Source organism: Herbiconiux flava (assembly GCF_013409865.1).
Classification (GTDB): Bacteria; Actinomycetota; Actinomycetes; order Actinomycetales; family Microbacteriaceae; genus Herbiconiux; species Herbiconiux flava.
The window spans coordinates 1,429,196-1,448,575 of the sequence record NZ_JACCBM010000001.1 but is presented as its reverse complement, the minus strand read 5'-3'; the positions used below and the strand labels follow the sequence as shown (position 1 = coordinate 1,448,575).

General features: G+C 71.9%; 20 protein-coding genes. 8 read left to right on the top strand and 12 right to left on the bottom strand.

From position 1 onward, the window contains the following. Positions 1-19 precede the first annotated feature (19 nt). The gene (gene radA / locus BJ984_RS06955) at positions 20-1,348 is read left to right on the top strand and encodes a DNA repair protein RadA (RefSeq protein ID WP_179547410.1); all 1,329 of its coding nucleotides are present in this window, start codon (positions 20-22) and stop codon (positions 1,346-1,348) included. A 25-nt stretch (positions 1,349-1,373) separates the two neighbouring features. On the opposite strand, the gene BJ984_RS06950 is transcribed toward radA, so the two are convergent. The 3 genes from BJ984_RS06950 to BJ984_RS06940 all read right to left on the bottom strand — a co-directional run bounded on the left by BJ984_RS06950 (position 1,374) and on the right by BJ984_RS06940 (position 4,496). Further along, entirely contained in the window at positions 1,374-1,964 is a 591-nt protein-coding gene (locus BJ984_RS06950) for a dihydrofolate reductase family protein (RefSeq protein WP_179547409.1), read from the bottom strand. A gap of 40 nt (positions 1,965-2,004) precedes the next feature. Beyond that, on the bottom strand, positions 2,005-2,826 hold the full coding sequence (locus BJ984_RS06945) for a PrsW family glutamic-type intramembrane protease (protein WP_179547408.1): 822 nt from the start codon (positions 2,824-2,826) through the stop codon (positions 2,005-2,007). A gap of 134 nt (positions 2,827-2,960) precedes the next feature. After that, positions 2,961-4,496 (bottom strand): carboxylesterase/lipase family protein, encoded by a 1,536-nt coding sequence (locus BJ984_RS06940; RefSeq protein ID WP_179547407.1) that lies wholly within the window; start codon positions 4,494-4,496, stop codon positions 2,961-2,963. A 480-nt stretch (positions 4,497-4,976) separates the two neighbouring features. On the opposite strand from BJ984_RS06940, the gene BJ984_RS06935 reads away from it, so the two are divergent. Beyond that, on the top strand, positions 4,977-5,237 hold the full coding sequence (locus tag BJ984_RS06935; protein ID WP_179547406.1) for a hypothetical protein: 261 nt from the start codon (positions 4,977-4,979) through the stop codon (positions 5,235-5,237). Continuing rightward, positions 5,237-5,425, top strand: a complete 189-nt coding sequence (locus BJ984_RS06930) for a hypothetical protein (RefSeq protein WP_179547405.1) — start codon at positions 5,237-5,239, stop codon at positions 5,423-5,425. Before BJ984_RS06935 ends, BJ984_RS06930 begins: the two co-directional genes overlap by 1 nt. Positions 5,426-5,437: 12 nt before the next feature. On the opposite strand, the gene BJ984_RS06925 is transcribed toward BJ984_RS06930, so the two are convergent. The 6 genes from BJ984_RS06925 to BJ984_RS06900 form a co-directional block, all read right to left on the bottom strand. Further along, positions 5,438-5,629 carry a hypothetical protein gene (locus BJ984_RS06925; RefSeq protein WP_179547404.1) on the bottom strand — a complete coding sequence of 64 codons (192 nt, stop codon included), beginning with the start codon at positions 5,627-5,629 and terminating at the stop codon, positions 5,438-5,440. Between the two features lie 14 nt (positions 5,630-5,643). Next, complete coding sequence (locus tag BJ984_RS06920; RefSeq protein WP_179547403.1) at positions 5,644-6,147, bottom strand: hypothetical protein; 504 nt, start codon at positions 6,145-6,147, stop codon at positions 5,644-5,646. A gap of 115 nt (positions 6,148-6,262) precedes the next feature. Further along, positions 6,263-6,931 carry a hypothetical protein gene (locus BJ984_RS06915; protein ID WP_179547402.1) on the bottom strand — a complete coding sequence of 223 codons (669 nt, stop codon included), beginning with the start codon at positions 6,929-6,931 and terminating at the stop codon, positions 6,263-6,265. 72 nt (positions 6,932-7,003) lie between these two features. Beyond that, on the bottom strand, positions 7,004-7,357 hold the full coding sequence (locus tag BJ984_RS06910) for a DUF779 domain-containing protein (protein WP_246306632.1): 354 nt from the start codon (positions 7,355-7,357) through the stop codon (positions 7,004-7,006). Positions 7,358-7,476: 119 nt separating this feature from the next. Further along, positions 7,477-9,057: an acetaldehyde dehydrogenase ExaC gene (gene exaC / locus BJ984_RS06905; protein ID WP_271206436.1), complete on the bottom strand. Its 1,581-nt coding sequence runs from the start codon at positions 9,055-9,057 to the stop codon at positions 7,477-7,479. Positions 9,058-9,175: 118 nt separating this feature from the next. Then, a complete protein-coding gene (locus tag BJ984_RS06900) occupies positions 9,176-10,483 on the bottom strand; it encodes a GAF domain-containing protein (RefSeq protein WP_179547400.1) in 1,308 nt (435 codons plus the stop codon). A 152-nt stretch (positions 10,484-10,635) separates the two neighbouring features. Between BJ984_RS06900 and BJ984_RS06895 the strand changes: the two genes are divergently transcribed. After that, positions 10,636-12,090 carry an AAA family ATPase gene (locus BJ984_RS06895; RefSeq protein WP_179547399.1) on the top strand — a complete coding sequence of 485 codons (1,455 nt, stop codon included), beginning with the start codon at positions 10,636-10,638 and terminating at the stop codon, positions 12,088-12,090. A gap of 9 nt (positions 12,091-12,099) precedes the next feature. Here the strand turns inward: BJ984_RS06895 and BJ984_RS06890 are convergent, their stop codons facing one another. Genes BJ984_RS06890 through BJ984_RS06880 form a run of 3 tightly spaced genes read right to left on the bottom strand, consistent with a single transcriptional unit; the run spans position 12,100 to position 14,336 of the window. Continuing rightward, positions 12,100-12,744, bottom strand: coding sequence for an HAD family hydrolase (locus BJ984_RS06890; RefSeq protein ID WP_179547398.1), 645 nt, complete (start codon positions 12,742-12,744; stop codon positions 12,100-12,102). A gap of 59 nt (positions 12,745-12,803) precedes the next feature. Continuing rightward, positions 12,804-13,022 carry a DUF1653 domain-containing protein gene (locus BJ984_RS06885; protein WP_179547397.1) on the bottom strand — a complete coding sequence of 73 codons (219 nt, stop codon included), beginning with the start codon at positions 13,020-13,022 and terminating at the stop codon, positions 12,804-12,806. A 9-nt stretch (positions 13,023-13,031) separates the two neighbouring features. Then, positions 13,032-14,336: an MFS transporter gene (locus BJ984_RS06880; protein WP_179547396.1), complete on the bottom strand. Its 1,305-nt coding sequence runs from the start codon at positions 14,334-14,336 to the stop codon at positions 13,032-13,034. A gap of 55 nt (positions 14,337-14,391) precedes the next feature. Here BJ984_RS06880 and BJ984_RS06875 point away from each other — a divergent pair, with 55 nt between their 5' ends. Genes BJ984_RS06875 through BJ984_RS06860 form a run of 4 tightly spaced genes read left to right on the top strand, consistent with a single transcriptional unit; the run spans position 14,392 to position 19,360 of the window. Then, positions 14,392-14,943 carry a CGNR zinc finger domain-containing protein gene (locus BJ984_RS06875; protein WP_179547395.1) on the top strand — a complete coding sequence of 184 codons (552 nt, stop codon included), beginning with the start codon at positions 14,392-14,394 and terminating at the stop codon, positions 14,941-14,943. Positions 14,944-14,982: 39 nt separating this feature from the next. Continuing rightward, positions 14,983-15,657, top strand: a complete 675-nt coding sequence (locus tag BJ984_RS06870) for a TetR/AcrR family transcriptional regulator (protein WP_179547394.1) — start codon at positions 14,983-14,985, stop codon at positions 15,655-15,657. Then, the gene (locus BJ984_RS06865) at positions 15,654-17,390 is read left to right on the top strand and encodes an ABC transporter ATP-binding protein (RefSeq protein ID WP_179547393.1); all 1,737 of its coding nucleotides are present in this window, start codon (positions 15,654-15,656) and stop codon (positions 17,388-17,390) included. Before BJ984_RS06870 ends, BJ984_RS06865 begins: the two co-directional genes overlap by 4 nt. Continuing rightward, positions 17,387-19,360 carry an ABC transporter ATP-binding protein gene (locus BJ984_RS06860; RefSeq protein WP_179547392.1) on the top strand — a complete coding sequence of 658 codons (1,974 nt, stop codon included), beginning with the start codon at positions 17,387-17,389 and terminating at the stop codon, positions 19,358-19,360. Before BJ984_RS06865 ends, BJ984_RS06860 begins: the two co-directional genes overlap by 4 nt. Positions 19,361-19,380 lie beyond the last annotated feature (20 nt).

Below are 19,380 nucleotides of genomic sequence, written 5' to 3'. Positions count from 1 at the left end.
CCGCCTCTAGGGTGTGAGCATGGCCACCAAGTCCGCGAGCGCGTACCGCTGCACCGAGTGCGGCTGGCAGACCCCGAAGTGGGTCGGCCGCTGCGGCGAGTGCCAGTCCTGGGGCACGGTCGTCTCATCCGCCGAGAACGAGGGCATCGGCCGCGCCGTGCGCGCGACGGTGCTCGACGCGGCCCGCATCGCCCGGCCGATCACCGAGATCTCCTCCGACGTGGCCGCCCACTGGGCCACCGGCATCGGCGAGTTCGACCGGGTGCTCGGCGGTGGCCTGGTGCCCGGTGCGGCGATCCTGCTCTCGGGCGAGCCCGGCGTCGGCAAGTCGACCCTCCTGCTCGAGGTCGCCGCGAAGGCCGCCGAAGAGCACCTGCGCGTGCTCTACGTCTCGGCCGAGGAGTCGGTCTCACAGGTGAAGCTGCGCGCCGAGCGCACGCACTCCCTCTCCCCCACGCTCATGCTCGCGGCCGAGACCGACCTCGCCACCGTGCTCGGCCAGATCGACGCGGTGCAGCCCCACCTCGTCGTCGTCGACTCCGTGCAGACCGTGTCGAGCTCGTCTCTCGACAGCGCGGCGGGCAGCCCCACCCAGGTGCGGGAGGTGGCGTCGTCGCTCATCCGGGTGGCGAAGGAGCGCTCGATCCCGCTCCTGCTCGTCGGCCACGTCACGAAAGACGGCTCGATCGCAGGTCCCCGCGTGCTCGAGCACCTCGTCGACGTCGTCTGCCAGTTCGAGGGCGACCGGCAGACCGCGCTGCGGTTCGTGCGGGCGCTGAAGAACCGCTTCGGGCCCACCGACGAGGTCGGCTGCTTCGAGATGAGCGCCGACGGCATCGCCGAGGTGCCCGACCCGAGCGGGCTGTTCCTCTCCCGGGGGTCCGATGCGGTGTCCGGCACCTGCGTCACCGTCGCGCTCGAGGGCCGGCGGGCCCTGCCGGTCGAGGTGCAGGCCCTGATCGTGAAGACGCCGTCACCCAACCCGCGCCGGGTCACGAACGGGGTCGACTCCTCGCGCGTGGCGATGATCCTGGCGGTGCTCGAGCGGCGCGCGCACATCGCTCTCAACGACAAGGACGTCTACGTCTCCACGGTGGGCGGGGTGAAGCTCACGGAGCCCGGCGCCGACCTCGCCATCGCACTGGCTCTCGCGTCGGCCGCCAACGACCGCCCGCTGGCGCACGACCTCGCGGCCTTCGGCGAGATCTCGCTCGCGGGCGAGGTGCGGCCGGTGGCCTCCAGCCGCACCCGCGCTGCCGAAGCCAAACGCCTCGGCTTCACCACGATCATCGACGACGAGGCGCGCCAGCTCACCCGCGCCCTCTCCCGCGCCTTCGGCGGCCGCTGATCGGCTGATTCACGGCGGCGGGCGGTCAGACGGCCGCGCGGCGCACGTACTCGCCGAGCACGACCCCCGAGCGGAACGCGGTCGTCTCCTCCACGTCGAACTGGCGCGGGTCATAGGCGCCCGGTTCGAACAGCGGGATGCCCGCGCCGAGCAGCACCGGGTTGCGCTTCAGCACCAGCCGGTCGATCTCACCCGCGAGCTCGGTCGCGAGCCGCCCGCCGCCGCAGAGCCAGATGCCACGGCCCTCGCGCTGCTTGAGTTCGCGCACGATGTCGACGGGGTCGGCGTCGGTGATGAGCGGATGCCCGTCCACGCCCTGCGCCTCGTCGACGTGCGCCCGGGTGAACACGATCTGCTCGAGGTGACGGTACGGGCTCGTGACCCCGAACGCCAGCCCGACGGCGTAGGTGTTCCAGCCCATCAGCACCGTGTCGAAGCGCCCGCCCGACTGATCGATGCCCGACGCCGCGGCGATGTCGGTCGGCACCGTGTCGGGGAAGCGCTCGGTGATCGCCTCCATGTGGTCACCCTCGACCGGGAAGGCGTCGAACTGCCCCTCGGGCCCGGCGATGAAGCCGTCGAGGCTGACGGCGACGTAGTAGGTGAGTTCTCGCATGCTCGCTCCGATCCATCACGACGGCGTGGTCACCAGCAGACTACCGACGGCCATCAGCGACAGCACCGACCTCGACCGTCCGCGCGCGGCGCAGCCCGCGGAGCACGACGACCCAGGTCGTCACGAGGGCGAGCACGAGGAGGCCCGCCACCCAGTCCGTGAGCGCGAGGCCGAGCACGGCGCGGTCGGGCAGCACGAGCTGCGTCCAGTCGTAGGCCGAGTGCGCCGCCGCGACCACCTCGAACACCGCGACCGCGGCGGCGATCCGCGGCGCCGACGGACGCCGCACCGCCCGGAACACCGCGCACGCCACGAAAGCCGCGAAGAGCACGTGCAGCGGCAGCCCCACCAGGTCGCGCTGCACCGCCAGCGTCACCGAGGCGGCGGCCGACCCCGCGTCGGCGTAGACGCCGAAGACGTAGCCGGCGTTCTCCCAGACGGCGAACCCCGCCCCGACCGAGGCTCCGAGGACGAGCCCCGACCGGGCCGTGCGGCCGACCCCGATCGAGAACAGCAGCGCGGCCGCGAGCTTGCTCGACTCCTCGGTCAGGCCCACCCACCAGATGCCCGATCCGTCGGGGATGAGCAGCCCGTTCAGCGGCGCCGCCAGCGCGATCGCGACCGCACCGCCGAACGCCAGGGCGCGCAGCGATCCGGTGGCCAGTCGCCGGTCATCGGCGACCGCGGCCCGCACGAGGAACACAAGCGCGACTCCCGGGATCGCCCCGCCGGCGACCCACCAGAGCGGCAGCAGCCGCTCCTTGCCGAGCAGGTCGATGGTCACGACGCCCGAGATCAGCCACGCCAGAGCGGCGACGAGGGCCGCGACGACGACCACGAGCATCCGGGATCTCAGACTCACGCCGACCTCGCTTCACCGCTGGGCCGGCACCCGCCGGGCGAGGCCATGGTAGCAACGCCACCGCGACGCCCGCCCCGCAGCCGCACGGCTTCGCCGTCGCCGCTCCGCCCGCGCACGGGCACTCGCCGGGCGCGTCAGACGTGCGGCACGAACGCCTGCCACGCGATGCGCCGCGGCGCCCGCGGGTCGGCCTCGACGCGATCGACGGCGTCGATGATCAGCGTCAGCCGTTGCGACTCGTCGTAGGCGGGCCAGGCCGAGGGGTCGACCGAGCCGTCGTGGGCGAAGCGGAGCCAGTGGCCGCGCATCCGCTTGCCTGCTCGAAGGAACGCGCGGCGCCCGCCCAGCACCGTCATCGTGCGCCCGAACCACCCGCCGAGCCGGTCGAACACGGCGAACAGCTCGAGGCCGTGGGTGGCATCGAAGCCGGCCAGGCGCACGAGCCGGGGCGCGATGTCGAAGCGGTAGAAGTGCACGGGGGCGAAGCGGGAGTGCCGCTCGGCGACCTTCACGGTCGGATACCAGAAGGCGTAGTCTCCCCCGAAGTCGGCCGCGGGGCGCTTGGCCGGCAGCCCCGGGTACTCGGCCTTGATCGCCTTGCGCGCGCTCTTCTTGGTGCGCTTGAAGATCGCCCGGATACGTTTCGGCGTCGTCGCGAGGATGTCGAGCCGCCCCGTGAACAGCGAGCCCTCGCGGTCGTTCGTACCGATGATCAGCGGCACCCGCGCGGCCCGCCCCTCCTTGAAGGCGTCGAGCGGGCGCTCGGGCAGCACGTCGCCGTCGATCACCGGCGATAGGGCGATGGTGCCCGGATGCGCGTCGGGCGTGCGCAGCGTCAGGGCCACGGCCGCGGCCACCAGCTCATCGGCGGTCGCGTCGACGAGCACCTGCCCGGCGAGGTCGTCGGACGCGGACTCGACCCCGTCGGTGTCGATCGACTCCAAGAGCAGCTCGACGAACTCCTCGGCCCAGATCGCGGTGGTCTCGGGCAGGTAGACGGCGTTCGGCGGCGAGCTCTGGGCGATCGCGCGCGCGAACAGGCCGTGCGCGGCAGGGGTCGCCATCAGCGTCGTCACCGCGTTGCCGCCGGCCGATTCGCCGAACAGGGTCACGTTCTCGGGGTCGCCGCCGAAGTTCCGGATGTTCGCCCGCACCCACTCGAGCGCCGCCACCTGGTCGCGGAGCCCCAGGTTCGCCTCGATCGGGCGCTCGGGTGTCGCGTAGCGGCGGAAGTCGAGGTAGCCGAGCGCGCCGAGGCGGTAGTTGAAGCTGACGTACACGATGCCGCCCTCGCGCACGAGCGTCTCGCCGTCGCGCGGATGCTCGGCGGAGGATCCGACACTGTAGGCGCCCCCGTGCACGAACATCATCACGGGCAGGCCATCGCGGTCGTCGGCGGGGCGCAGCACGTTGATGCTGAGGCAGTCCTCGGCCATGGGGGTGGTTCGGGCGGCCCCGACGAACGCGCCGTCACGCGATTGCATCGCCACCGGGCCGAAATCGCGGGCGTCGCGGATGCCCGTCCACTCCGGCACGGGCTGCGGAGCCCGGAAGCGCCACTCGCCCGCGGGTGCCGCGGCGAACGGGATGCCGCGCCACCAGCGCAGCCCGCGCCGTTCGGCACCGCGGACGCGGCCGCCGGTGACGTCGATCTGCAGCGCTTCCTCCACCCCGGCATCGTAGCCGGACGGTGTGAACGGGGCCGCTCTGCTGCTCGTCTGCCGCTCATCCGCCGCTCATGCGCTGCTCATCTGCCGCTCATCCGCCGCCATCCCCTGAGCGAACTCGGAGCGTCGTCTGAGCGACATCGGGCGTCACCGGAGCGTCGCGATCTCCTCCTGCACCGGCCGAGCGGTACGGTGAGCGCAGGTGGCGGGGTGCGGTTTGGGGACGGCCCCGCCACCGGCTTTGCGGCGCATCTCGCGCCCGCCACCTCGACACAGTAGTCGGACTCTCAGTAGTCCGACGGTTGTCGCCAAGGCACCCGCCCCGATAGTGTCGGCGGGTCCGACCCGGCACCGCCGGCGGTCGAGATGACCGAGGCCCATCGAGGGAGCACCCACTCCCGAGGGCCGCCGGTGCAGACTCCCCGCCGGCCGAGCCCCAAACGACGCCGGCGGGGAGTCCTCCGCCAAGCTGAGGGGAATCCGATGGACCCGTTGTCGAGTCTCGTGCTCGCGATCGTGGTGGTGGTCGTGGGCTTCATCGTGCTGGCGGGCGTCATCCGCACGGCGGTGCGGAAGGGCGTCGAGGACGTGCTCTACAAGCAGAACCCCGACAAGACCTGGTCGGCGCACCCCTGGCTCCTGGCCGCCGTCCAGCAGGCGGTCGCGGAGGCCACCACCCCCGACGCCGCCCCGCGTCGGGACGCCGCTCCGCCGCCGGACGCCGCTCCGCCGCGCGATCAGTGATGCAGCCGCTCAACTGGCTCCTCCTGGGGGCGGGTCTGGCCCTGTTCCTCCCGACGGGTATCTGGACCATGAGGAACCCGCCGACCAAGGGTCAGCCCTGGACGCACAAGCGCAAGCTCATGATCGCCCTCCAACTCACCGGCGCGGCCCTCCTCATCGCCAACTTCTTCCTCCACGTCTTCGGCTAGAGCCGCGGCGACTCACCTACGACGCCGCCGCACGCGGCCGAACGATGCGGCATGGCGCGCGAAGACGACCGCGCCGACCCCGAATACCACGGCCATCGTGATGACCCACCACTGGTCGGCGACGGCGGCGGCCGCGACGAACAGCAGCGACGCGAGCCCGCAGATCACCGCGAGCAGCACGGCGATCCACCTGCGTGGGGCCATGACCCTGATCCCCCTCACTTCGGTGTCCTCCGGACGACGTTGACGGCCAGCAGCAGGAAGTAGACCCCCGCGATCACCGCCAGGATCCCGAGCGGGCCCGCCGGCAGATGCCGCAGCTGATGCCAGAACGGCATCGCGAGCAGCAGCCACACCCCGCCACCGAGGGTGACCACCCCGAACAGGATGAGCCCGCCACCCGCTTCTCGATAGGAACCCTGCCCGACCGGCGCGATCCGATCGAGCCAGTCCCGCGCCTGGCCCGACCCACCTGTCTGCGTGGCACTACCCGCGCCGTCGACAGCATCGAGGTCCGCCTTGTCCCGCCGGTACAGGCGCACCGTGATGACGACGAGGACGATGGTTGCGGCCGTGAGGAGAGCAGCGAGGATCCACCGGATCGGACCGCCCTCGAGGGTGGCAGCGATGGTGGCGCCGATCGCGGGAAACGCGACCAACCCGGCGAGCAGCAGGAACCCGCGCCACGCCCCCGCATCCCTGCCCGTCTCACCGTCCCCCATGAACGGGACCCTACTCCCGGGCGACTGGTGCGCCCGGGCGAGCGAGCTGCCGAGCTGCCGAGCTTCCACGAGCGACACCCGCCGAGGCCGGTGAGCCGTCGCGGCCGTCGAGCCGTCAGTTGAGGATGAACTGCTTCGAGTCGGACGAGGCGATGCCCGCGACCGAGACGTCGAGGTGGTAGGAGGCGCCGGCGCCCGGGACGAGGGGGCGGTCGGGCGAGGAGCAGGTGTCGGCGGACGAGCGGGTGCGGTCCCAGGTGAAGGGCGTCGACGAGACCGCGACGCCGGGCTGGAGGACGGCCTGGGTGTCGGAGGGGTCGGTCTGGCAGTCGGTCGAGACCCAGTAGGTCTCGCTGCCGCTCGTGATCGTGTAGATCTGCTGCGAGGTGCCTGCGTTGATCGAGCAGGGCTCCGCACCGGTGTTCGTGATAGTGAAGGAGAGCTGGGGCTTGGCCGAGGCGTCGTAGGTGTCGGCGTCCGTGACCGGGGTCACCTGGATGTTGCCGCCCGCACAGGCCACGACGTCACCCGGCGCAGCGGCGCCGGCGTCGGCACCGGTGTCGACCGAGCCGGGGGTGGCGGCAGCATCCGGAGCCTGGCCCGCCGTGGTGGGCGCCGGCGACGAAGTGGGTGTGCCCCCGGTCTCGGCCGCACCCGAGCCCGGGCGCACCACGATCAGCACCACGACCGCGATGATCGCGGCGAGTATGAGCAGCACGAGGAGCCTTCGCCGCCAGTAGACCTTCTTCGGCTGCGGACCCACGGGATGCCTGAGCGTCGACATGTCCTCAATCTAACGAGCGGATGCCCCGATCACGGGGCGGATGCGCCGCGAGTCACAACACCGCGCCGCAAGTCACGAGACCGTGTCGCGAGTCACGAGACCGAGGGCTGCGAGTTCGCCGTCGTCGAGCATCCGCGACCGGATCAGGAACCGCTTGCCCTCGGGCGCCTCGATCGAGAAGCCGCTGCCCCGGCCGTCGACGAGGTCGATGGTGAGGTGCGTATACTTCCAGTACTCGAACTGCGAGCGCGACATGTAGACCTCGACGGGGTCGATGCCGTCGACGGCCAGGGTGCCGATGTGGATGTCGGAACCGCCCGTGCGGAACATGCCGACCGGGTAGCACATCGGGCTCGACCCGTCGCAGCAGCCGCCCGACTGGTGGAACATCAGCGGGCCGTTGGTGGCGGCGAGGTGCCGCAGCATGTCGGCTGCGGCACCCGTCACGTCGACCCGCGAGATGGGCGCGGGCGCCGCCGGCCCGGCGGGCCCGGCCGGAGCCGAGCCCGCCACGACCGAGCCCGCCACGACCGAGTCAGACGGCATCAGAAGAACCCCATCGGCCCGTCGGCGTACGACACCAGCAGGTTCTTCGTCTGCTGGTAGTGGTCGAGCATCATCCGGTGGTTCTCCCGCCCGATGCCCGACTGCTTGTACCCGCCGAACGCCGCGTGCGCCGGGTACTGGTGGTAGGTGTTCGACCACACCCGCCCCGCCTCGATGGCCCGGCCGGCCCGGTAGAGCTGCGAGCCGCTCCGCGACCAGACGCCGGCGCCGAGCCCGTAGAGGGTGTCGTTGGCGATGGAGATGGCGTCGTCATAGTCCTCGAAACTCGTCAGGGCGAGCACCGGTCCGAAGATCTCCTCCTGGAAGATGCGCATGTCGTTGCGCCCCTCGAACACCGTCGGCTGCACGTAGAAGCCGCCCGAGAGCTCGCCGCCGAGGTCGGCCCGCTCGCCGCCGGTCAAGAGCGTGGCGCCCTCCTGCTTTCCGATGTCCATGTAGCTGAGGATCTTCTCGAGCTGGTCGTTCGACGCCTGCGCCCCGATCATCGTGGTGGGGTCGAGCGGGTTGCCCTGCTTCACCTTCGCCACGCGGTCGAGCCCGTCGGCCACGAAGCCGTCGTAGATCGAGCGCTGCACCAGCGCCCGCGACGGGCAGGTGCACACCTCGCCCTGGTTCAGCGCGAAGAAGGTGAATCCCTCGAGCGCCTTGTCGTAGAACGAGTCCTTCTGGTCGGCGACGTCGGCGAAGAACACGTTCGGGCTCTTTCCGCCGAGCTCGAGCGTCACCGGGATGAGGTTCTCGCTCGCGTACTGCATGATCAGCCGGCCGGTCGTGGTCTCGCCGGTGAAGGCGATCTTGCGGATGCGCGGGTGCGACGCCAGCGGCGCCCCGGCCTCGATGCCGAAGCCGTTGACGATGTTCAGCACACCCGCGGGCAGCAGGTCCTCGATCAGCCCGAGCAGCACGTGGATCGACGCCGGCGTCTGCTCGGCCGGCTTCAGCACCACGCAGTTGCCCGCGGCGAGCGCCGGCGCGAGCTTCCACACGGCCATCAGGATGGGGAAGTTCCACGGGATGATCTGCCCCACCACGCCCAGCGGCTCGTGGAAGTGATAGGCGATCGTGTCATGGTCGATCTCCGAGATGCCGCCCTCCTGCGCCCGGATGCAGCCGGCGAAGTAACGGAAGTGGTCGATCGCGAGCGGGATGTCGGCGGCCAGCGTCTCACGCACCGGCTTGCCGTTCTCCCAGGTCTCGGCGACCGCGAGCAGCTCGAGGTTCGCCTCCATCCGGTCGGCGATCTTGTTCAGGATGACCGCCCGCTCGGCCACGCTCGTCTTCCCCCAGGCCTCGAACGCCTTCCACCCCGCGTCGACCGCGGCGTCGACGTCGGCGGCGGTGCCGCGGGCCACCTCGGTGAAGGTCTGGCCCGTGATCGGGGTCGGGTTCTGGAAGTACTGGCCGTTCGCCGGCGGCACGTACCGCCCGCCGATGTAGTTGTCGTAGCGCGGCTTGTAGCTCATCACGGAGCCGGGCGAGCCGGGGTTGGCGTAGACCGACGGGCCGCTCGTGGCGGGCGCGGTCTCGGTCTCGGTTTCTGGGCGATCGATGATGGTCATGAGTGCTCCTTCTCGACGACGGTGTCGGATGCTCGCACGGTACGCCGGGGGAGGTTGCAGACGGTTGCGGCCGACGAGGGCGGCGTCGCAAGGGCATGGCCGCCGGGAGCGCGGCCGCTCACGAGCCGAGAAGCGCCTCGAGGTGCGTGACGATCCCGGCCCGCTTCGGCGAGCGCGCGGGCAGCCGCTGCAGGGCCGCCGTCCAGATCTCGGCGTCGTGCTGCCCCTCGGCGGTGGCGGCGTAGGCGAGCAGCACGTCGACGGCGGCGTCCGCGAGCATGGCCTCGCGCATCCTGAGCCGCACGGTCTCCCTGATCGCCGCGATGCCCGGCGCATCCGACCCCGGGAGAAGGGGCCCCGGATGCGCGGCGAGCGCCACCCGGTGAGCCCCTCGGTCAAGCAGCGAGAGCACGCGCTGCGCGTCGAGCTCGACCGGCCCGCTGAGGCGGTAGGGCCGTGACTCGACGGCGACGCCGAGCGACGGAGCCGTGTGCAGCAGCTTCCGCAAGCGCACGATCTCGGCCCGCACGGTGACGACGGCCGCCTCGTCACCATGGGCGAGCTGCGCGAGCCGGGCCGCCGAGAGACCCTCGCGATGCCAGGCGAGCAGCTCGGCGTGCCGGGGGCTCAGCTCGAGCGCCGCGCCCGGGGCGACGAGCTCGCCCGTGTCGCGGCCGAGCACGTGCAGGGCGGCGGGGCGGGGTGCGGCGGGGCGGGGTGCCGCGCCCGGAGCGGCGGCCGGGCGGCGCGGGGAGGTGGGCGCCCCGGGGAAGCCGGTCACGCGCATCCGCTCGCCCGGCCCCGAACCCCGGTCGCGCTGGGCCTTCAGCCGCAGCACCATCAGCTCGGCCTCGACGGCCGCGGCGGTGGCCTCGATCAGCGGGAGGGTGTGCGGGTCGACCGCGCGGGCGTCGCCGGTGAGATCGATCACGCCGAGGATGCGCCGGGTCTCGGGGTCGTGCACGGGCACGGCGGTGCAGCTCCACCCGTGCACGAGCTTGTTGAAGTGCTCGGACTCGTGGATCTGGATGCCGTGGTCGAGTTCGAGCGCCGTTCCGGGTGCTGAGGTGCCGACCCGGGTCTCGGCCCAGCCGGCGCCCTCGACGAAGCGCATGTCCTCGGCGGCGCGCTTGGCGGCGCTGTCGCCCTCGACCCAGAGCAGCCGGCCCATCTCGTCGCCGACCGCGACGAGCAGGCCCGAGCCCTCGGCGTCGCGCACGAGCAGCGACCGGATGACCGGCAGCACCGGGTCGAGCGGATGCGCGTGCCGGAACTCCGCCAGCACGTCCTCGCCCACCTCCAGGGCGGGCAGCAGATGCTCGGGGTCGAGCGCGCGCCGGCGGGCCCGCTCCCACGACTCGCTGACGACCCGGCGCGGACGGCGGCGGCCGGTCTCACCCGGGAGCGCCAGCCAGGGGCTCGTCATCGCACCGCCAATCGTCGTCGATCGCTGACAGTATCCCCCGCGGGCGCCGGCGAATCCAGAGCTCGGGGTGACCCGTCAGCCTTCCTCCCTCTACGGTGGAGGGGACACCTCCCGGCGGCCCGACGCCCTCCCGCACCACCCCGGAAGGACCCATGGACCGCCAGACCCAGGATTTCGCCGAGCTGTTCCGCCGCTTCCTCGAGGAGATCGTGCACCGGGAGCCGGAGGGCGGCACGACGCTGTCGCCGCTCGGCGTGCAGCTGCAGGAGTTCCTCGGCGCCGAGGTGGCGGCGTTGCCGGTCGTCACGCACCCGATCGCGGCCCACCGGCTGGTCGACGCCGACGTCGCCCTCGCCGACCTCGCGGCTGAGAGCGGCTCGGAGCCCATGGGGGTGTCGGGCGGCCAGATGCGCGAGCAGTCGTCGCTGGCGGAGCTGGTCGCGCCGCCGCACCGCTTCCCCTACCGCACCGGCCCGATCGACTACGTCTCGGTGCCGAGCGGGCCCGCGAGCACCCGGCGCGTGATGTCGTTCGGGATGCACCTGCTCACCTTCCAGGGCACGCCCCTGGTGGCGCTGCAGCGCGCCGCCAACCCCGAGCGCGGCCGCGCCGCCGCGAGCCTCGAGGTGCTGACGGCCGACCCGGCGACCGCCGACGCGTTCATCGCCGAGTTCGGCCGGCGGATGCTCGCCCTCTCGGTGCTGCGCGGGCAGGTGCTCTCCTTCACCGGCAACGAGTACGGGCAGAGCGCGGCCGGGGCCACCTTCCTGCCGCGCCCCACGGTCGCGGCCGACGACGTCGTGCTGGCACCGGGCGTGCTCGACAGCGTGGTGCGGCACGTGGTGGGGGTGGGCGAGCAGCGCGAACGGCTGCGGGCGCAGCACCAGCACCTCAAACGCGGGGTGCTGCTGTACGGGCCTCCCGGCACCGGCAAGACGCTGACCGTGCGGCACCTGCTCGCCCGCACTCCGGGCACCACGGCGGTGCTGCTGACCGGTTCGGGCATCCGCTTCGTCACCGAGGCCGCCGAACTGGCGCGGGCGATGCAGCCCGCCCTGGTGGTGCTGGAGGACGTCGACCTCGTGGCGAGCGACCGCATGATGCACCACGGGCCGCAGCCGCTGCTGTTCGAGGTGCTCGATGCTCTGGACGGCCTCGACGGCGACGCCGACGTGGCCTTCGTGCTCACCACGAACCGGGTCGACGTGCTCGAGCGGGCTCTCGCCGACCGGCCGGGTCGCGTCGACCTCGCGGTCGAGATCGCGCTGCCCGACCTGGAGTCGCGGCGGCGGCTGTTCGCCCGCTACGCCGATGGTCTGCCCTTCGGTTCGGCCGCCGTCGAGGCCGCGGCCGATCGGGCCGAGGGCACCACCGGGTCGTTCGCGAAGGAGCTGGTGCGGCGCGCCGTGCTCACCGCGGCCGAGGCGGGCCGGGAGGTGACCGACGACGACCTGGCCGCGGCGCTGGACGGGTTGCTCGACGACCGATCGCGGCTGACGCGGAGCCTGCTCGGGACGCCGTCGGGCTCGGATTCGGGCGAGGCCGGGGCCGGGGCCGACGGGATGCCGGGGGGCGGCTCGTTTGTCACGTACACGGCCGGGTACTAGGGCGGCCGCTCAGAGTGCGGCGCGCAGCGCCTCCGCGTCGTCGTAGGTCTCGGTCGCGCCTGCGTCGATCAGCGCCTGCCGATCGACACCGCCGCTGAGCAGCCCGATGCCCCGGATGCCCGACCGCCCGGCCGCGACCATGTCCCACCGGGCATCCCCCACCATCACCGCGTCGGAGGCGTCGACCCCGGCACGCTCGAGCGCGACCTGCAGGATGTCGGGCTCGGGCTTCGCCGTCTCGACGTCGTCGGCGTTCGTCGTGGCGTCGACCCACTCGTCGGCGTCGAGCACCCCGCGCAGGATATCGAGCTCGTCAGCGGGAGCGGAGGTGGCGAGCACGATCGTCTTGCCCTCGTCGTGCAGGGTGCGGAGCAGCTCGCGGGCGCCGGGGAGCGGGTGGAGCTGGTCGGCCGACTCCTTGTAGTACTGCGCGTGCAGCTCTTTGGCGCGGTCGCCGAGCTCGCCGACCGCGTCGCCCAGCAGCTCGTCGAGCAGCTTGCTCGAGTCCATGCCGAGTGCCTGGTGAATGCGCCAGGCCGGCACAGGATGCCCCACCTCCACGAACGCGCGCACCCAGGCGCCGACGTGCTGGTAGTTGGAGTCGACGAGCGTTCCGTCGACGTCGAAGAGCACGGCGCTCTCGGTGATGGGCATAAGGCCTCCTCAGGTCTGCCTCCAGCCTGCTCCCGTGTGCGTTCCACCGCTTCGAACGCCTAGGCGATGCGGGCGAACCGCGGGCCGCTGTAGCCGTCGCGGTCGACGTGCTCGGTGAACATCGCGAGCGGCCGCACCCAGAAGGAGTAGTCGTCGTAGAGCTTGCGGTAGAAGACCAGCTGCTCCTCGGTCTCACTGTGCCGGCCGACGCCGACCACCTCGTAGCGGGCACCCTTGAAGTGCTGGTAGATGCCGGGTTCGGGGTGGGTCTGCTGCATCCTCGGATTCTAGGCGGGCTCCGGTCCCGCATCCTGCACCGCTCGCCCCGCCGGCAGGTTCTGCACCTCCTGCACCTCCTCGATCCGTCGCATCCGTCGCACGGGTGAGAGCCCCACGGGGACCGTCGCGAGCGCCATCAGCCCGGCACCGAGCATCCCGGCCGCCCAGGGCCCGAGCGCCGTGACGAGCACTCCCCCGGCCAGCGCCCCGATCGACAGGGCGCCCCACGACACGAGCCGGTAGCCCGCGTTCGCCCGCCCGCGCAGCGTCGGCTCCACCGCGAGCTGCCGCAGACTCACCGCCTGCGAGTTGGCCACCCCGATGCCGAGCCCCGAGAGCACGAAGCCGGCCGTCAGCACCACGAGCGAGGCGACGGATGCGGAGCCCGCCGCGAGCAGCGCCAGCACCGGGGCCGAGTTGCCGACCAGCATGGCCGCGACGAGCGAGCGGCCGTAGCCGAACCGTGCCGTCAGGCGTGCGCTGAACAGACTGCCGGCGAATGCGCCGACGCCGCCCGCCATCAGCACCAGGCCGAGCGCGGCCGGGCCGAAGCCGTAGCTGCGGAGCACCAGCAGCGCGAGCGCGAGCATGAAGATCTCGTTGCCGAGATTCCAGACGGTGGCCTCGGACAGCAGCGCCCGGAGCACGCGGTGGCGGAGCAGCACGACGATGCCCTCCCGCGCCTCCCGCACGGCCGACCGGGGGCCCGCCCGGCGGGCCGGCACGCTCTCGACCACGCGGAGCCGCAGCAGGAGGACACCCGAGACGAGGAACCCCGCCGCGTTCAGCAGCAGCGCGAACGGTGCGGTCACGAGCTGCACCAGCAGTCCGCCCGCCCCGGCCCCGGCCACACCGATCGCGGACTGCGCCGCGGTGATGCGGGCGTTCGCGTCGATCAGCTGGTGCTCCTCGACCACCTGGGGCACGAACGAGAACTCGGCGAGGGTCGACAGCACGGCGAGCGAACCGAGCAGTGCGGCTGCGGCGACGAGCAGCGGGATGCTCAGCCACCCGGTCAGGGCGAGACCGCACACCACCGCCAGCAGCAGCCCCCGCCCGAGGTCGGCGGCGACCAGCAGCGGACGGCGGGCGCGGCGGTCGACGATCACGCCGAGCCAGAGCGTCAGCAGCAGGTACGGCACGAGCAGGGCCGCCCGCACCAGCGACAGCTCGGCGGCGGAGGCCGCGAGCGTCACCACCGCGAGCACCGGCACGGCCAGTTCGCCGATCTCGCTGCCGAGGCCGGAGACGGCGCCGGCCGTCCAGACCCGCCGGAAGGGCTTGGACCGCCACGCGCTGCTAACCGTCGTCATGCTCTGGGAGGTTACTACGGCACCATCGTGAGGGCAATGATGGTTATATAGAGCCATGACGACGACCGGCCCGCAGGCTCCGGGGGAGCTCGAGTCGGTTCGCGCCTTCGTGAACAGCGTCGACCTCGAGACGGGGGTCGACGCACTGCGCGACGACGCGTCCTGGCGCGAGTGGGCCGGCGCCCAGGGGCTGGACGGCGCCCCGGCCGGGCCGGCGACCCTCGCCCGCGCCCGGGCGCTCCGCGAGGAGCTCCGCCTCGGCCTGCTCGCGAACCACGACCGGGAGCCCCTGCCCGCCTCGACGGCCTCAGCCCTCACCGCGGCGGCGCGGCGCTCCCGGGTGCAGCTGCGGTTCGGCGCCGACGGCGTCGAGTACGCGGGAACGAGCGACGGGCTCGACGGCGTGGTCGCGCTCGTCGTCGCGGCCACGGCACGCGCTCTGGCCGACGGCACGTGGTCGCGACTGAAGGCGTGCCGCAACGACGCCTGCCGGTGGGGGTTCTACGACCACTCGCGCTCGCGCACCGGCCAGTGGTGCTCGATGGCGATCTGCGGCAACCGGGCGAAGCAGACCCGATGGCGTTCGGGAGGCGCGCGGGTCGAGTGACTCTTGCCGAGTGAGTGCTCACTCAGGTAGGGTCGGTGCATGGACACGTCACCGCTCGAGGCGATCGCGCGCCGGGCGCCGGCACTTCCGCTGGCCGACCGGCGCGAGATGATCATCGACGCCGTGGTGCCATTGCTGGTCGAGCACGGGCGTGACGTCACCTCGCGCCAGATCGCCGAGGCCGCCGGCATCGCCGAGGGCACGGTGTTCCGCGCGTTCGGCGACAAGGAGTCGCTGCTGAAGGCCGCCGCCGAGCGCTTCTTCGACGGCCAGACGGTCTGGAACGGGCTGCGGGGCATCGATCCCGACGACCCGGTCGAGGTGAAGCTGGCCGCGATCCTTCGGCTGATGAGGGCCCGGTTCACCGGGGCGATGAAGGTCATGCCGATCCTCGGCGGCGAGCGCCCGTCCTCCACGGGCGACCCGGAGGAGCTCGAGCGCATCGTCGCGGCGATCTTCGCCCCCGATGCCGAGCGGCTGGCGTGGCCGCCGTCCCGCATCATCCACCTCGCGCGCCTCGTGTCGTTCGCGAGCTCCATCCCCGACATCGCCGCCGTCGACACCCCGTTCACCGTCGAGGAGCTCGCGGCGCTGATGACGTACGGCGTGCTGGCCGCGCCGTCCGCCGCCACTCCTACCTCCGTCTCGGCGGCCGCCCCCGCCGGCTCGTCGCCCACCTCGGCCCCCGTCCCCACCGAAAGGCACCGCGCGTGACCCTCCTGCGTCTTCTCGGCCGCTACCTGCGGCCGCACTGGCGGCCGATCGTGCTGGTCGTGTTCTTCCAGCTCGTGCAGTCGGTCGCGTCGCTCTACCTGCCGACGCTGAACGCCGACATCATCGACCAGGGCGTGGCCCGGGGAGACACGGCCTACATCCTCTCGACGGGGCTGTGGATGCTCGGCATCACGGTCGTGCAGGTCGCCGCCGCGATCACCGCCGTCTACTTCGGCGCGAAGGTCGCCATGGCGCTCGGCCGCGACCTGCGCGGAGCGATCTTCCACCGCGTCGGAGAGTTCAGCGAGCGCGAGGTGTCGAAGTTCGGCGCCCCCTCGCTCATCACCCGCTCCACGAACGACGTGCAGCAGGTGCAGATGCTCGCGCTGATGACGTTCACCCTGCTCGTCTCCGCCCCCATCCTCGCGATCGGCGGCATCGTCCTCGCCCTCCACCAAGACCTCGAGCTGAGCTGGATCATCGCGGTCAGCGTGCCCGTGCTGCTCGTCTCGCTGGGCGCGATCATCGTGCGCATGGTGCCCCAGTTCCGGCGCATGCAGACCCGCATCGACACGCTGAACCGGGTGCTGCGGGAGCAGCTGACGGGCATCCGCGTGGTGCGTGCCTTCGTGCGCGAGGGCATCGAGACCGAGCGCTTCGCCGAGGCCAACGCGGCCGTCACCGATTCCGCCCTGCGGGCCGGCCGGCTGATGGCGCTGATGTTCCCGACCGTCATGCTCATCCTGAACGTGTCGAGCGTCGCGGTGATCTGGTTCGGCGCGTTCCGCATCGACGAGGGCTCGATGCAGGTCGGCACGCTGATCGCCTTCCTCAGCTACCTCGTGCAGATCCTGATGGCGGTGATGATGGCCACGTTCATGGCCATGATGATCCCGCGCGCCTCGGTCTGCGCCGATCGCATCACCGAGGTGCTGGAGACCGAGACGTCGGTCACCCGGCCGGCGAACCCGATGCACGAGCTGCGCGGCCACGGCACGGTCGAGCTGCGCGGAGCCTCGTTCTCCTACCCGGGCGCCGAGCAGCCGGTGCTGCGCGATCTCGACATCACGATCGAGCCGGGCCAGACCCTCGCGATCATCGGCTCGACGGGCGCGGGCAAGACCACGCTGATCAACCTGCTGCCGAGGCTGTTCGACGCCACCGGCGGTCAGGTGCTCGTGGACGGCGTCGACGTGCGGCAGCTCGACCCCGACCTGCTGTGGTCGCGCATCGGCCTGGTGCCGCAGAAGCCCTACCTGTTCTCGGGCACCGTCGCCTCCAACCTCCGCTACGGCAAGCCCGACGCCACCGACGAGGAGCTCTGGCACGCGCTCGAGGTGGCCCAGGCCGCCGACTTCGTGCGGGAGATGGACGGGGGTCTCGACGCCCCCGTCGCCCAGGGCGGCACCACCGTCTCGGGCGGGCAGCGGCAGCGGCTCGCGATCGCCCGGGCCCTCGTGAAGCGCCCCGAGATCTACGTCTTCGACGACTCGTTCTCGGCACTCGACCTGGCGACGGATGCGCGGCTGCGGCAGGCCCTCCGAGCCGACGTGAGAGGAGCGACCATGGTCATCGTGGCGCAGCGGGTGTCGACCATCGTCGACGCCGACCAGATCGTCGTGCTCGACGACGGCGTCATCGTCGGCCGCGGCACCCACGACGAACTGCTCGAATCGAACGAGACCTACGCCGAGATCGTCTCGTCGCAGCTGACGGCGGAGGAGGCGGCATGAGCGGCTCGGGGAACGGCGCCCAGCGCGGCCCGGTGCGTCGCGGCGGTCCCGGCGGGGGCGGACCCTTCGGCGGAGCGGGCCTGCCCACCGAGAAGTCGATGACCTTCGGTCCGTCCGCGAAGCGGCTGATCCGACGGCTCGCTCCGCACCGCGTGCCGGTGCTGGTCGTGATCGTGCTCGGCATCATCAGCGTCGTCGCCACCGTGCTCGGCCCGTGGCTGCTCGGTCAGGGCACCAACATCATCTTCGCGGGCGCCTTCGGCAAGGGCCTGCCCGCCGGCTCCACCAAGGAGCAGATCGTCGAGGGCCTCCGCGCGAGCGGCGACCAGAGCCAGGCCGACCTGCTCTCGGGCATCGACCTGGTGCCCGGCCAGGGCATCGACTTCGACCGCCTCGCCATGGTGCTCGGGCTCGTGCTGGTGCTCTACGTCGCCGCCTCGATCTTCTCCTGGGTGCAGGGCCGCCTGCTCAACACCATCGTGCAGCGCACCACCTACTCCCTGCGGGAGGAGGTCGAGACGAAGATCAACAGGCTGCCGCTCGGCTACTTCGACCGCATGCCCCGGGGTGAGCTGCTGAGCCGCGTCACCAACGACATGGACAACGTGGCCCAGAGCCTGCAGCAGACGCTCTCCCAGCTGCTGACGAGCATCCTGACCGTCGTCGGCATCCTCGTCATGATGTTCGTCACCTCACCGCTGCTCGCCGTGATCTCGCTCGTCACCATCCCCCTCACGATCGTGATCACCACGGTCATCGCCAAGCGCTCCCAGAAGCTCTTCGTCGCCCAGTGGGCGAGCACGGGGCAGCTGAACGCCCAGGTCGAAGAGAACTTCACCGGCCACGCCCTCGTCAAGGTGTTCGGCCGTCAGCGCGAGACCGAGGCGGCCTTCCGGGCGAAGAACGACGAGCTCTACCGGGCGTCGTTCGGGGCCCAGTTCGTCTCGGGCATCATCATGCCCGCCATGATGTTCGTCGGGAACCTGGTCTACGTCGTGATCGCCGTCGTCGGTGGCCTGCAGGTCGCCACCGGTGCGCTCAGCATCGGCGCCGTGCAGGCGTTCATCCAGTACTCGCGCCAGTTCACCCAGCCGCTCACCCAGCTGGGCTCGATGGTGAACCTCCTGCAGTCGGGGGTCGCCTCGGCCGAGCGCGTCTTCGAGCTGCTCGACGCCGAGGAGCAGGTTCCGGATGCCGTGCCCGCCCTCTCTCCGTCCGAGAACCGCGGGCGGCTGGTGTTCGACGACGTCTCGTTCCGCTACCTGCCCGACAAGCCGCTGATCGAGCACCTCTCGCTCGTGGCGGAGCCGGGCCAGACGGTCGCGATCGTCGGCCCCACCGGAGCCGGCAAGACGACGCTGGTCAACCTGATCATGCGCTTCTACGAGCTCGACGCCGGGCGCATCACGCTCGACGGCGTCGACATCGCGCAGATGACCCGGCGCGACCTGCGCTCGCGCACCGGCATGGTGCTGCAGGACACCTGGCTCTTCGGCGGCACCATCCGCGACAACATCGCCTACGGCGACCCCTCGGCGAGCGAGGAGGAGATCCTCGACGCGGCGCGGGCCACCTACGTCGACCGCTTCGTGCATTCGCTGCCCGAGGGCTACGACACCGTGCTCGACGACGAGGCCTCGAACGTGAGCGCCGGTGAGAAGCAGCTGCTCACCATCGCGCGGGCGTTCCTCGCGAAGCCGAGCGTGCTGATCCTCGACGAGGCGACCTCCTCGGTCGACACCCGCACCGAGCAGCTCGTGCAGAAGGCCATGTCGGCGCTCCGGGCCGACCGCACGAGCTTCGTGATCGCGCACCGGCTGTCGACCATCCGCGACGCCGACCTCATCCTCGTGATGGAGTCGGGCTCGATCGTGGAGCAGGGCAGCCACACCGAGCTGCTCGCGGCGGGCGGCGCCTACGCGGCGCTCTACGAGGCGCAGTTCGCCTCGGCGACGTCCTCCGCCGACTGACACCCGGCCCCGCCCGGGCC